Source organism: Streptomyces kunmingensis, from assembly GCF_039533535.1.
Taxonomy (GTDB): Bacteria; Actinomycetota; Actinomycetes; order Streptomycetales; family Streptomycetaceae; genus Streptomyces; species Streptomyces kunmingensis.
Map to the genome: position 1 here is coordinate 12898 of NZ_BAAATS010000009.1, position 13881 is coordinate 26778.

The following is a 13881-nucleotide window of genomic DNA, read 5'->3' on the forward strand; positions in this document are numbered from 1 at the left end:
CCACCCACGCACCCGAGATACCGGAGCCGGCCACCCACGCACCCGAGATACCGGAGCCGGCCACCCACGCACCCGAGATACCGGAGCCGGCCACCCACGCACCTGAGATACCGGAGCCGGCCACCCACGCACCTGAGACTGCGCGTACCGACCGGGCCGATCGCCGCCCCGCTGTTGCAACATATGCACGCCTGTTGCGCAGGAGCTGCTAATGTTCTGCATGGCCCCAGCGGGATGTCAATGAAGGGACGGCGATGACGGGTACGGCTGTCTGCCTCGGCGAGACGATGGCGCAGGTCACGCCCGCCGACGGGGAAGGGCTCGAACGCAGCCGTGAGCTGCGGCTCGCTGTCGCGGGCGCCGAGTCGACCGTCGCCCAGTACCTCGCCGACCTCGGCCACCGGGCCTCCTGGATCAGCCGCGTCGGGGACGACCCGTTCGGCCGGCGGATCGTGGCGGCGGTCGCGTCGCGGGGCGTCGACGTGAGCGGCGTACGGGCCGACGCGACCGCCCCGACCGGCGTTTACTTCAAGGACCCGGGGCCCGACGGGACCCGAGTGCACTACTACCGGGCCGGTTCGGCGGCCTCCCGGATGGGCCCCGCCGACGCCGGCCGCGTCGACCTGACCGGCGCCCGGCTGCTGCACCTGACCGGCATCACCCCCGCCCTGTCCGAGGGGTGCGCCGCGCTCGTACGGACCCTGATGGAGCTCGCCGCCGAGACCGGCACGCCGGTGTCGTTCGACGTCAACTACCGCCCCGCGTTGTGGGGTTCGAGGAGCGAGGCCGCCGTGACGCTGTCCGCGCTGGCCCGCCGCGCCGACGTCGTTCTCGTAGGCCGCGACGAGGGCGAAGCCCTGTGGGGCACTCCGACCGCGGAGGACATACGCGACCACCTGACGCCGCGCGGCACTTTGGTCGTCAAGGACGGGTCCGTCGGCGCCACCGAATTCGACGCCGGTGCACGGGAGTTCGTGGCAGCGCCGGCCGTGGACGTCGTCGAGGCCGTCGGTGCCGGGGACGCCTTCGCCGCCGGATACCTCAGCGCCCTGCTGAACGGGGCGCCGGCGCACGAACGGCTCGCCCTCGGGCACCGGCTCGCGGGACGCACCCTGCGCAGCATCGAGGACTACGTACCCGCCGTACCGGCAACCACAGCGCTTACAGCGGCCACAGAGGAGAACTGACGTCGTGTCACAGACCGTACGGCGGGCCATCGACATCCTGGAGTTCGTCGCCCGCAGCCCCCGCACCCAGACCGAGGTCGGCGAGCACCTGGGTGTGCACCGCTCCACCGCGCTGCGGATCCTGGAGTCGCTCACCGAGGGCGGCCTCGCGCGCCGGCTCCCCGACGGGCGGTACGCGGTCGGTCACCGGCTCGCCGGCCTGGCCCACCTCGCGCTGGAACAGTTCGGCCTGAAGGACGTCGCGGGTGAGCACCTGCGCGGGCTCGGCGGGCGGTGCGGGCACACCGTGCACCTCGCCGCGCTCGAAGGCGACCGGATCGTGTACGTCGACAAGGTCGACCCGATCGACGGCGTGCGGCTCTACTCGCAGATCGGCCGCCCGGTGACGCTGCACACCGCCGGCGTCGCCAAGGCGATCCTCGCGCACCTGCCGCGCGAGCGCGCCGCCGAACTCCTGGCCGGCTGCGACTTCGCGCCGCACACCGGCACGACGCTCACCGACCCCGCCGCCTACCGCAAGGCCCTCGACGAGACGCGGGCGCGCGGCTTCGCCGTCGACGACGGCGAGTACGAGGACTACGTGAACTGCCTCGCGGTCCCCGTCCGGGACAGCGGCGGCGGGGTCGTCGCCGCCGTGTCCGTGACCGCCCTCAAGGCGAGAGCGGATCTGTCCGCCCTCGAAACCGATGTGCTGCCGGATCTGGTGGCCACCGCCGAGACGATCTCCAAGGAGCTGGGATGGCGTCCGTGAACCCCGAGAGGTCCGTGAACCCCGCTATGCCGGTGAACCCCGCGATGCCCGTGAACCCCGCGATGTCCGTGAACCCCGCGATGTCCGTGAACCCGGCAGTGCCCGGGGCCCCGACCTTCGATGACCTGTTCGCCAAGGCGCCGGTCATGGCGATCCTGCGCGGCCTGCCCGTCGACAGGACCGTCGAACTCGCCGTACGCGCCTGGGACCTGGGCATCGAATGCGTCGAGGTACCTGTGCAGGACGAGACGGCCGGCCAGGTCCTCGCCGCCGTCGTGGCCGCCGGGGCCGAGCGCGGCAAGGCGGTCGGCGCGGGCACCGTGACCTCGGCCGAGCGGCTGGAGCGGGCGGTGGCGGCGGGGGCCGCGTTCACCGTGGCCCCGGGGCTCGACGCCGAGGTGGCGCGGGCCAGTGTCGCGGCCGGGCTGCCGCATCTGCCCGGGGTGGCGACGGCCAGTGACGTGCAGGCGGCGCGGGCGCTCGGGCTGACCTGGCTCAAGGCGTTTCCGGCGAGTGTGCTGGGGGTTGGGTGGTTCCGGGCCATGCGGGGGCCGTTTCCGGAGGTGCCGTTCGTTGCCACGGGGGGGATGGATTCGGGGAACGCGGCGGAGTATTTGGCTGCCGGAGCCAGGGTCGTCGCCGTTGGATCGGCGCTGGAGGATCCGGAGCAGCTTTCCCGACTCGCCGAGTTGTTGGCGCACTGACACGGGGCTCCGCCCCGGACCCCGCTCCTCAAACGCCGGAGGGGCTGGATTTGACGGCCGTCTGCTCAAGCTAGGAGTTACCCCCCATGAACATCACCTCCCTCACCACCTACCTCGTAGCCCCCCGCTGGCTCTTCCTGAAGATAGAGACGTCGGAGGGGGTGACCGGGTGGGGGGAACCCGTGGTCGAGGGGCGGGCCCATACCGTTGCCGCCGCCGTCGACGAGCTGGCCGACTACCTCGTCGGCAAGGACCCGCTGCGGATCGAGGACCACTGGCAGGTCATGACCAAGGGCGGCTTCTACCGCGGCGGGCCCGTCCTGTCCTCCGCCGTGTCCGGGATCGACCAGGCCCTGTGGGACATCAAGGGCAAGGTGCACGGCGTCCCGGTGCACGACCTGCTGGGCGGCGCCGTCCGGGACCGGATGCGGATGTACTCGTGGATCGGCGGCGACGACCCGAGCGAGGCCGCCGAGCACGCGCGCGAGCGGCTGGAGCAGGGCTACCGGGCCGTGAAGATGAACGTCGGCGGACGGCTCAAGCACCTGGAGACCGCGCGCGAGATCGACGCCGTCGTCGAACGCGTCGCCTCCGTGCGCGAGGTCATGGGCCCGGACGGCGACGTGGCCGTCGACTTCCACGGCCGTACGTCCCCGGCCCTCGCCAAGCAGCTCGCCCGCGCCCTGGAACCGCTGCGCCCGATGTTCATCGAGGAGCCGCTGCTACCCGAACTCAGCGCCCAGTACGGTGATTTCGCGGCGGCGACCAGCATTCCCGTGGCCACCGGAGAGCGGCTCTACTCCCGCTGGGACTTCGAGCCCGTGCTGCGGTCCGGCATCGCGCTCGCCCAGCCCGACCTCTCACACGCGGGCGGCATCTCCGAGGTGCGCCGGATCGCCGCGCAGGCCGAGGTGCACGGCGTGGGCCTCGCCCCGCACTGCCCGCTCGGCCCGATCGCGCTCGCCGCGTGCCTCCAGGTGGACTTCGCGAGCCCGAACGCGTTCATCCAGGAGACCAGCCTCGGCATCCACTACAACGTCGGCTCCGACCTGGGCGACTACCTCGTCGACACGTCCGTCTTCGACTTCGACACCACCGACGGTCACATGGCCCGGCTGACCGCGCCCGGCCTCGGCATCGAGGTCGACGAGCAGGCCGTCATCAAGGCGGCGGCGACCGGACACCGCTGGCACAACCCGGTCTGGCGCCACACGGACGGCTCCTTCGCGGAGTGGTGAGCCCCCGCCCCGCGCTCCGGAGCGCACGCGGCACCCCCGCACTCCGGGGCGCGATGGACAACGCCGCACTCCTGTAACCGAGTTGTGGTCGAACCCGCATGGTCCGTATGGGGTCCGATACCGGCCATCGGCACCTATTCTGGATCGCCATGGAGGGGGACTCCTCAGGGCCACTGATCGTCATGCCGCAGCAGGCTGCGCCGCGTGACGCCGATGTCGAGCTGCCCGCGGAAGGTCCCGACGTCACCGCGCTGCCGGAGATCCGGCCCCGCGCTCCGGTGGCCGGGGACGCGCGGGACCAACGGCCCGGTCTGGCCGCGGGCGAGCTGCTCGCCGGGCAGTACCGGGTGGTGCGGCGGCTCGGCCTCGGCGGGATGGGGGACGTGTATCTCGCCCGTGACGAGAAGGTCGACGACCGCGAGGTCGCCGTCAAGACACTGCGGCCCGGTCAAGTCGCGTACGCGGCGCACGCGTTGGAAGAGGAGCGGCAGGCCTTCGCCGACCTCAACCACGAGGGCATCATCCCCGTCTTCAACTACGGCACCCACGACAAGGTCGGCGACTTCCTCGTCCTGCCGTACGTCGACGGGCTGAACCTGGACGAGGTACGGGCCCTCGCACGGCTCACCCCCGCCCGGTTCGGCGACGCCCGCTTCCACGAGTTCGTGCTCGCCTACGGGGTGCGCATCCTCTCGGCCCTGGACCATCTGCACTCCCGGCCCGCCTCCGCCGCCCGCGTGTACGGGGACCTGAAGCCGCAGAACGTGATGCACGACGGCGCCGCCATCAAGGTCGTGGACGTCGGATCGATCCGGCCGGCGGGTGCGCCGGGCCTGACGACGTACGGGTTCCGCGCCCCGAACGTGCTCCTCAGACCGAACGAGGTGGCCGGCGCGAGCCGGCCCCAGGACGACCTGTTCGGGCTCGGCGAGACGCTGCGCACCCTGTGCGGGCTCGGCGAGCACGCCCGCGACCTCGGGCCGCTCGGCGCGCTCGACCGGCTGCGGGAGGGCGACACGCTGACGGCCCGCGCCGCCCTCATGACCACCACGCCCGCCCCCACCGGCCTCGGCCTGCTCTCCCTGGCCCGGGTGCTGCGCCGCGCCACCCGCTCCACCCCGGCCGACCGGTTCGCCGACGCCCACGAGATGGAGGTGCAACTGCGGGGTGTGTGGCGGGAGTTGCGTTCGCTGCGGACCCGGGACGAGACGTTCGAGCCGTCGCCGCTGTTCCTTCAGTCGCCGTACGCCCTCGACGGCGGCCTCGGCACCGCGCCCGACCTGCCCCGCTGGGCCGTGCCGCCCGGCGAGGACCCGCCGGGCCCGCTGCACGCGCCGCCCGCCGCCGCCGACGCCGCGGCCCGCCTTCCGGTGCCCCGGCCCGACCCGCACGACGACCACCACGCCGAGCTGAGCCGCCTCGCCGACGCCGACCCCGCCGCGCTGCTGCAGAACATCGCGGACTGGCGCGAGTCCGTCGAAGTGCGCCTGCTGCGCTGCCGCCTGCGACTGCGGGTCGCCCTGCACACCGACCCCGACGAGACCGGCCCGGACCTCGCCGAGCAGGAGCTGACCGGCGCCGCCGACGTCCTGGGCCAGGAGCGCGCCCGGCGCGACTGGCGCATCGACTGGCACCGCGGCCTCCTCGCCCTGGCCCGCGACGACGCCGCCGCGGCCCGCGACCACTTCGACCGGGTCTACGGCGCGATCCCCGGCGAGTACGCGCCCAAGCTCGCCCTCGGCCACTGCGCCGAGCGCCTCGGCCGCCACCACGAGGCGCTCACCCTCTACGAGGCCGTACGGCTGCGCAATCCGTCGCTGGGCAGCGCCGCGTTCGGGGCCGCGCGGGCCCGGCTCGCCCTTGCCGGCCCGCGCGCGTGCGCCGCCGCCCTCGAGGCGCTCGACGCGGTGCCGCAGCATTCCCGGCACCGGACCGCCGCCCGCACCGCGACGGTCAGGATCGCCGTCGAGTACGCCGCCTCCACCGACGGCCTGGGCGCCGCCCTGGTCCGTCTCGCCCGCCTCTTCACCGAGCACGGCCTCACCGACGAACCGGCCCGGGTCCGTATGAAGGCCGAGGTGTGGGAGGCGGCGCAGCAGCTCGTGGCGGGCGGCATCATCGACGCGGCCGGGCTGAAGCAGCTGGCCCGGGAGACGGCGGCCCGCGACGGCGAGGCGCGCGACGCCGGGGCCCGGCTCGCCTTCCCCGCCCGGGAGAGGGCGCTCGCCAAGGACCTCTCCGGCTTCTACCTCTTCCTCGCCCGCCAGACCGCCCGCTCGGCGGACCTTCCGGGCTCCGACGCCATCGCCGAACGACTGCTGGACCGCGCCTACTTGGTCCGCCCGCTGGCCCTGCGCCACTACCGGGAGCGGCGCCCGCTGCCCGCCCTGCTCCGCCCCTGGCTGAGGCGGAACGGGTGAGGCCGCTGCCGCGCCGCCCGGCGCCCCGTCTGCCCGATGCCCTGCGCCGCACCGTGTCCCGCTGTGCCGATGTCCTGCGCCGCCCGGCACCCCGCTGGGTCCAGGTCCTGCGCCGCCTGCTGTGGCCGCCGGAGGGCCGGTCCCGTAACCGCGCCTACCTCCGCGACCGGCTGATCGCGCTGCCCCTCCTCACGGTCGTCGCCTTCACCACGCTCGGCTGGGCCTACGCGGACGTGCGCGCCGACTCGACGTACATCCGCACCGAACTCGCCCCCGCCCTCGGCGACCTGGCCGACGCCAGGATCTCGCTGCTGATCGCCCAGCGGGAGGCAGAGGTCAGCCTCGACGCGGGCGACGCGGTGGAACTCTCCGGCCTCGGCCCCCGCTACGCCGCCCGTACCGGCGCCGCCGCCCAGGACATCGCCCGGCTCTCGCGCGGCGGCGCGTTCGGCGAGGCACAGCGCCAGGAACTCGACGTCGTCTCGGGGCTCATCGACGGCTACGAGGAATGGATCGCCTGGGCCAGGACGAACGTGGGAAACGACGCGCTGCGCAAGGCCGGACTCGCGTACGCGCAGAGCATGCTGTGCTCGGAGGAGACCGCCGAACCGACCACCGACCGCAGCGCGCCCTATCCGCCGTGCGGCGCCGCCCGGGGTGTCGACGCCACCACCGTCGTCGACCGCATCGCCGCCCTCGAACGCGAGCTGCGCCACCGCCTCGACGACCGCTCCGCACTCGGCGCGCGCGTCCTGGCGGCCGCCGCCGTCTCCCTCGTCTCCTTCACCCTCCTTGCGGTCGGCGTGTGGCGCACCCTCGTCTTCCTGCACCGCCGTATGCGGATCCGGGTGAGCGTGCCCCTGCTCGCCGCCGCGCTGCCGCTGCTCCTGGTGCCGTGGGCGGTCGCCGACGGGGTGCGGTCGTGGAGTGCGCAGCGCGACGCCGTGCCGTACGCGGACGTACTGGCGGACCGGGCGTCGCCCGCGGTCGAGGTCCACCTGGACGAGGATCCGCTGGCCCCGCCCGACCCCGCGGCGATCCGCCCGGCGACGGCGCGGATGGAACACACCGTGGGGCAGGGCCGGTTCGGAGACGTGGGAGCGGCAGCGGCCTGGGTGATGCCGGTGGGCCTGCTGTCCGCCGGGGTCATGGCGGGGGCGCTGCACGCGTACCGGCGGGAGTACCTGGTGGTAGGCCGCGGCGGAGGTACGTCATGACGGACACACCCCTGCAAAGGCGTCATGGGAGACGGCTCCTGCGAAGGCGATACGGGAGACGGCTCCTGCGCACCCTCCTGGCCGCCTGCCTGCTGGGCCTCGCGGCGCTCGGCGGCGGCTGCTCGTCCGGTGGCGACGACACCCAGGTCGTCGTGCTCGGCCCGTGGACCGGCCCCGAGGGCGAGGCGTTCGAGAAGGTACTGCGCGACCTGTCCCCCGGTTCCGGGCACCGCTACGTCTACAAGGGCACCCGTTCCCTGCGCGAGACCCTCGTCGCGCAGCTCGCCGCCGACGCGCCGCCCGACGTCGCCATCCTCAACAGCATCGGCGAACTCACCGAGTACGCGGCCCGCGACAAGCTGAAGCCCCTCGACCCGTCCACCGCCGAACGCGCCTACGCTCCCTGGTCCCCCACGCTCATGGTCGACGGCAGGCGCCGCACGTACTGGGTGCCGCTCAAGGTCGACCTGAAGAGCCTCATGTGGAGCAGGACGAACTCCTCCGGCGCCAAGCCCCGGTGGTGCGTGGGCATGGCGGCCCAGGCGACCTCGGGGTGGCCCGGCACCGACTGGGTCGAGGACATCCTGCTGCACCAGGCGGGCCCGACCACGTACACGCAGTGGGCCACGGGACAGCTCGACTGGGCGAAGTCCCCCGCGGTGAGACGGGCGTTCAAGACCTGGGCAGGCCTGCTCGAGACGGGCGGTTCCCGTTCCCCCACCGCGGTGGAACGCTCCCTGACCATGTCCTTCTGGGGCACCACCGACCCCCGGAACCCGGACGGCGACCCGCGGGGCCTGCTCGGCGGTTCACTGCCCGGCTGCACGCACGAGCACCAGGCCTCGTTCGTACGGTTCGTGTACGCGCCTCGCAGCGACATCCGGGTCGAGCCGGCAGCCCGGTTCCTCAAGGGTTCGGCCGCGCACAGGAACGCGTTCGAGGTGTCGGGCGACATGGCCGCCGTACTCACCGACAACCCGGGCGCGCAGGAGCTGGTGAAGCGCCTGACCAGCGAGGAAGGCCGCGAACAGTGGTCGAGCGCGGCGCGGCCGCACCTGCGCCCCTTCTTCCCCGACCGGTCGGACCCGCGGCCCGAGGACAACGCGGCGGCGCAGGAGATCGCCTCCTACCTCACCGACGACGCGAACAGGCTGTGCTTCGACGCCTCGGACGTGATGCCGCCGGTGCTGCGCGACGCGTTCTACCGTGCGGTCCTGAAGTACTTCGGCCACCCCACGGAGCCGACCCTGAAAAAACTCCTGACCCAACTGGAAACGGTCCGCGCCCAAATAGCCTCCCCCACCACCCCCACAACGATCCGCCCCCCGACAGACATCTGCAGCTAGCAGAGATCAAGCCCCTCCGGCGGCGCCAAATCAAGCTGCTCCGGGAAAAATCCAGCCCCTCCGGCGATTGAGGAGCGGGGTCCGGGGCGGAGCCCCGTGCCCTCAGCCCAAGGGGGCAGCCCCTACCGAAGCTCCTCCGGACAGGGCGTCCCCCGGGACCACCACTTATAGGGCGCGGCCAAGTGATACGTCCCGGCCCGCGGAGCAACAAGCTGGGTCCACTTGTCCCCCTCCGCATCCTCCTCGGTCTCGAACAAACACCCATGCACGTTCGAGTACCGCTTGGGCGCAGACTCATCAAGCTCCCGCCCCCGCTTGGACGCCTCGGTCTCCGAGGGCGCCTCCAGCGCCTTCCCGTCGGAGTCGACGACCGCCAGCCACGGCGAGTACGGGACACGGATGAGGACCCGCCCCGGCCTGGTCACCTCGATGGTCAGCTCGGCCTGCTCGGCGGCGTCCACGACGGCGTTCGGCTCGGCGAGCGGCGTCGGGTCGGTCACGGCGAACAGCTGCCAGTTGGCGTCGCCCCACACCTGCTTGAGGTAGGGAAGCCCGCGCTGCACCAGCTCCCGCTCGCGCTCGCCGCCGTCCCCGTCCGGTTCGCCCTTGGGCAGGACGACGTAGTGCACGGCCCAGCGCTTCAGCCAGTCGTGATAGTTCGCCGAGTTCAGCGTGTCGTCGTAGAAGAGGGGGTTGCGCTTCATGTCGGCCTGGCGGGTCCAGCCACGGGCCAGGTTCACGTACGGGGCGAGGGCGGACGCCTCCCGGTGCGAGCGCGCGGGGACGACCTCGACACGGCCGCGCTCGGCCTTGACCTGCTGGAGTTCGTTGACGAGCGGGGCGAGTTCACGGGCCCAGGAGGCGGCCGGAGTCGTGTGCACGACGTCGTCGACCGACTTGAACCCGATCCAGCCGTTCAGCCCGGCGAAGGCGATCACGGTGACGTACCACTTGCGCGAGCGCGGCACGGTGAACGGCAGCATGGCGAGCAGCGCGACGCCCGCGAACAGCATCGGCAGACGCGTGATGTTGGAGCCGATCTGCGAGCTGATCAGCCACACGAGCAGCACCGACAGGGTGTAGACGGCGGAGGTGATCCGGACCGTCTTCCACTCCTTGGGGGCGAGGACGCAGATGAGGACGCCGTAGGCCATCGGCAGCAGCGCCGACCAGAACGACATCGGCTGCGTGCCGGAGAACGGGAACAGCCACGCCGAGAGCCCGACGACGGCGGCGGGCGCGAGCCCGAGCGCGTACGCTCCGGGCCACCGTTTCTGAAGGAAGAGCGCGACGGCGACGAGCCCGACGTACAGTCCCGCCACGGGCGAGCAGGCTGTCGCGATCCCGGCGAGCGGCGCGGCGACGGCGGCCTTCGCCCACCGCTTGTAGCGCCAGCGGTAGGGCCAGCAGAACACGGCCGCGGCCGCCGCGAGACCGAACATCATGCCGAGCCCGAAGGTGACGCGCCCCGACGCGGCGTTGCACAGCAGGGCGAAGACTCCGGCGAGCGCGGGCCACAGCGGCTTCGCGACGACGCGCGTACGGATCAGGATCAGGGTCAGCAGGGCGGCGGACAGGGTGCCGGCGATCATCATCGTCGTCCGGACGCCCAGCAGGGACATCAGATACGGCGACACCACGCTGTACGAGACCGGGTGCATGCCGCCGTACCAGGCGAGGTTGTACGCGGAGTCGGGGTGCCTGCCCACGAACTCGGCCCAGGCGTCCTGGGCCGCGAGGTCACCGCCACTGTTCGCGAACGTGAAGAACCAGATGATGTGCAGCACCGCGGCGACGGCGGTGACGAAGAGGACGGGACGCTGCCGGGCACACGCCACCCATCGGGACACGCCACGGGCACCATCGCCGCTATCGCCGCCATCGCCGGAAGTCTCCTCCGGCCCGCTCGTGGGCTCGGGCTCCTTCGGCTGCTCGTCCTCAAGCCGTATTCGCACGCGCCCGGCACCCGGCTCGGCGTCGTCGTCGGCGCGCGTCGGCCCCGCTGTGGTCACTGCTGACACTCCCCGTACGTACGTACCGTCGTCGTTCGCGACCGAGGGAACGTCCCGGTCCTGCCCCGGTCTCGCGACGCTAGCACGGGCATCGCGCACGGGCGCCGCGGGAGGCCGGGGTCGCCGGCCTCCCGCGGAAGCGCTATGCCACGCGCTTGATCTTCGCCCCGAAGCCCGGCTCGGCGAGGTCCTTCTGGAGCGCCACGGGAACCTCGACGGCGTCGTTCTTGCCGTCGCCGACGCTCAGGACGCCGACCTCGGTGCCGGCCTTCGCGGTGTGCGGAATCGTCTCGCCCTTCTTCCCGTCGAGCTGCAGCCGGACGGTCAGGCCGGACCAGCCGACGGCGGAGACGTCCTTCGTGGCGACGACCGGGGTGGTGCCGCCGAGGCCGTCGTCGACCCGGCCGACGACGTCGCCCTTCTTCACGATGGTCTTGGCGGTGAGCGCGCTCTGCCCCGACTCGATCAGTTTCCTGACGACGCCGGTGACCTCGTCGATGTTGGCGGTGCCGTTGCGCCCGTACTGGCCGAGGGCCGCGCCGATGATCGTCTGGGTCTTGCCGCCGACCTGCTTCTCGGCGGCGAACAGGATGTTGCCGCCGGCCGCGGTGGTGGTGCCGGTCTTGATGCCGATGGCGACGGTGGGGACAAGGCCGAAGAAGTTGGTCTGCTTCTCCCCGTTGAGGTCGACGTAGCTGGGCTGCCTGGAGATCTCCTTGAAGACCGGGTTCTCCATCGCGGCGCGGCCGAGCTTCACGAGGTCCTCGGCGGTGGAGACGGTCGTCTTGTCGAGGCCGCTGGGGTCGGTGTAGGTGGTGTTCTTCATCCCCAGCTCCTTCGCGGTCTTGTTCATCTTCTCAACGAACGCGGACTCGGAGGATTCGCCGGTGTCCCAGCGGGCCAGCAGCTTGGCAACGTTGTTCGCGGACGGCAGCATGACGGCTTGAAGGGCCTCGTACTCGGTGATCTTCTGGCCCTCGGAGACCCGCACCACCGACTCGTTCCCGGCCTTGCCGGTCTCGTAGTGCTTCTCCGCGGCCGCGTCGACGGGGATGTTCTCGCCCTTCTCCCCCGTCTTCATCGGGTGGTCGCGCAGGACCAGGTAGACCGTCATGACCTTGGCGATGCTCGCGATCGGTACGGGCTTCTGGTCACCGGACGTGCCGAACGTACCGATGCCGTTCACGTCCATGGCCGCCTGGCCCTGGCCGGGCCACGGCACGGACGGCTTGCCGCCCTCGAAGGAGACGGACTCCTGCGCGGTGAGCTCGAGCGTCGGGTCCGGCAGCGGACGCACGACCTGTACGACTGCAAAGACGACGATCAGGAGCAGGACCAGCGGCGTCCAGATCTTGAACCGGCGCACGGTGGTGCGGACCCGGGTCTCCGGGGGCGGCGGCGTGTTGGTCAGCTCGGCCAGCAGGTCCAGCGGCGGCTTCGGCGGCAACGGCTGCTGCGTGGTCCGCTCCGGGGCGGGCTGCTCCGCGGGTCTGGCGGTGTCGGGCGCGGGCCCCGTCCTGCTGTCGAGCGTCCTCAGCGGCACGAACCTGCTGGTCCGCTCGGCCTCGGTCTCATCGGCCTTGGCGGCGCCGCCCTTCGCGGGGCGGTCCTTGGCGGCGCTGTCCTGCGCGGCGTCCTTCGACCCGGCCTTCGCTCCGGCGTCCGGTCCGGCCTTCGCCGGGTCCTTCGCCGCGGGCGACTTCAGCATGGTCGTGGGCTGGTCGACCGGGGGCACGGGGGCCTTGAACACGGCGGTGGGCTGATCGACCTTCGGCCACCCACCCTTCACGCCACGCTCGTCCCCGGCGGTTGCGGGCTTGGCGGCGTCAGGCTTGTCATCGGCATCAGGCTTGGCGGCCTTGGCCTCGGAGGCGCCGTCCTCAGGGGTGCTGTCCTCAGGGGTGCTGTCCGCAGGGGCGTCGTCGGACTCGGCGTCCTCGGCCTCCTCGACGTCCTGGGCAGGCTTGGCGTCCCCGGCAGGCTCGGCGGCCTCGACCGGCTTGGCGTCCTCCGGTTCACCGGGAGCCGTCTCGGCAGCCTCAGCGCCCTTCGCGGGACCGGCGACGGCCGACTCGGGGGCAACCCCCTCGGAGCCGGCCGCAGCGGCCGCTACCGGCTCGGCATCGGCGTCATCGGCGCTGCTCGGCTCAGACTCGGCGTCATCGCTGGAGGCGGAGTCACCGCCGGCGGTCGGCTCGGGCTCGCCATCCTCGGCAACAGCCGGCTTCGACGCGGCACCGCCACTCGGGGCAGCCTCAGTCTCGCCCTCCGCACCCGGGGCATCACCGGAATCGGCGTCGGCATCAGCACCACCGGCGACATCCGCCCCGGCCCGGCCACCGTCACCGTCACCGTCACCGCTTCCAGCGGCGTCACCACGCTCGGCGTCACCGCGCCCGCTGTCGCCGTCTCCGCCCTCGGCGTCATCGTCGGGCCCGCTCGACACCCAGGCCGCCACGGCGGCCCTCAGCCGCGCGTCACCGGCCTCCTCGGCAGGCGCGGGCTCCGCGTCACCGTCGTCCTTGGCAGCCGCGCCCCCGGAACCGGAACCGTTCCCGGACGCCGCCGCGGATTCAGCATCCGACCCGGATTCAGCACCCGCCGTACCGGTTTCGGCATCCGTCGTACCGGATTCGTCCGCCGTCTCGGAACCGGTCTTCGCCTCCGCGACGTCTCGGACCGAGAACACGGCCGTCGCCTGATCCACGCCAGACCCCGACGGAGTCTCCCGCGCCACCGCAAGGCGCGGGTCCTGTTCGTCCCGGGCCGGGCGACCCGACGCCTTGTGCTCTTCGCCCGACCTGTCCGGGGTCCCCGCCACCGATGCCTCCTCGACCGCTCACCACGAAAAGCCGGACAGGCCGATCCTGTCTGGCCCTGTCCGAACCATGTACCAGTGTCCTGTGTGGGGCCTTAACCCCCGTGGTAGACGAGAACGACATACCTACTGGTTCCCGCACAAAGCAACCACGCACTCTCGACAGACAGATGTGAGAGGGGTCACCC

The 13881-nt window shown here is 72.5% G+C and carries 9 protein-coding genes; 7 read left to right on the forward strand and 2 right to left on the reverse strand.

What is annotated here, in order from left to right:
- Window positions 1-254 precede the first annotated feature (254 nt).
- The 7 genes from ABD366_RS13385 (at window position 255) to ABD366_RS13415 (ending at window position 8863) form a co-directional block, all read left to right on the forward strand.
- The gene (locus ABD366_RS13385; protein ID WP_324776923.1) at window positions 255-1187 is read left to right on the forward strand and encodes a sugar kinase; all 933 of its coding nucleotides are present in this window, start codon (window positions 255-257) and stop codon (window positions 1185-1187) included.
- A 4-nt stretch (window positions 1188-1191) separates the two neighbouring features.
- On the forward strand, window positions 1192-1938 hold the full coding sequence (locus ABD366_RS13390; protein ID WP_324776925.1) for an IclR family transcriptional regulator: 747 nt from the start codon (window positions 1192-1194) through the stop codon (window positions 1936-1938).
- Window positions 1926-2642 carry a bifunctional 4-hydroxy-2-oxoglutarate aldolase/2-dehydro-3-deoxy-phosphogluconate aldolase gene (locus ABD366_RS13395; protein WP_324776927.1) on the forward strand — a complete coding sequence of 239 codons (717 nt, stop codon included), beginning with the start codon at window positions 1926-1928 and terminating at the stop codon, window positions 2640-2642. Before ABD366_RS13390 ends, ABD366_RS13395 begins: the two co-directional genes overlap by 13 nt.
- A gap of 86 nt (window positions 2643-2728) precedes the next feature.
- Entirely contained in the window at window positions 2729-3880 is a 1152-nt protein-coding gene (gene dgoD, locus ABD366_RS13400) for a galactonate dehydratase (protein ID WP_324776929.1), read from the forward strand.
- A 182-nt stretch (window positions 3881-4062) separates the two neighbouring features.
- Window positions 4063-6300, forward strand: coding sequence for a tetratricopeptide repeat protein (locus tag ABD366_RS13405; RefSeq protein WP_324776931.1), 2238 nt, complete (start codon window positions 4063-4065; stop codon window positions 6298-6300).
- Window positions 6297-7517 (forward strand): hypothetical protein, encoded by a 1221-nt coding sequence (locus ABD366_RS13410; protein ID WP_324776933.1) that lies wholly within the window; start codon window positions 6297-6299, stop codon window positions 7515-7517. The genes ABD366_RS13405 and ABD366_RS13410 overlap by 4 nt, the downstream gene beginning before the upstream one ends.
- Window positions 7514-8863 carry an extracellular solute-binding protein gene (locus ABD366_RS13415; protein WP_324776935.1) on the forward strand — a complete coding sequence of 450 codons (1350 nt, stop codon included), beginning with the start codon at window positions 7514-7516 and terminating at the stop codon, window positions 8861-8863. The genes ABD366_RS13410 and ABD366_RS13415 overlap by 4 nt, the downstream gene beginning before the upstream one ends.
- 122 nt (window positions 8864-8985) lie before the next feature.
- On the opposite strand, the gene ABD366_RS13420 is transcribed toward ABD366_RS13415, so the two are convergent.
- Entirely contained in the window at window positions 8986-10713 is a 1728-nt protein-coding gene (locus tag ABD366_RS13420; protein WP_411293909.1) for a glycosyltransferase family 87 protein, read from the reverse strand.
- A 304-nt stretch (window positions 10714-11017) separates the two neighbouring features.
- Window positions 11018-13582, reverse strand: coding sequence for a D-alanyl-D-alanine carboxypeptidase (locus tag ABD366_RS13425; protein WP_324776939.1), 2565 nt, complete (start codon window positions 13580-13582; stop codon window positions 11018-11020).
- Between the last annotated feature and the right edge of the window lie 299 nt (window positions 13583-13881).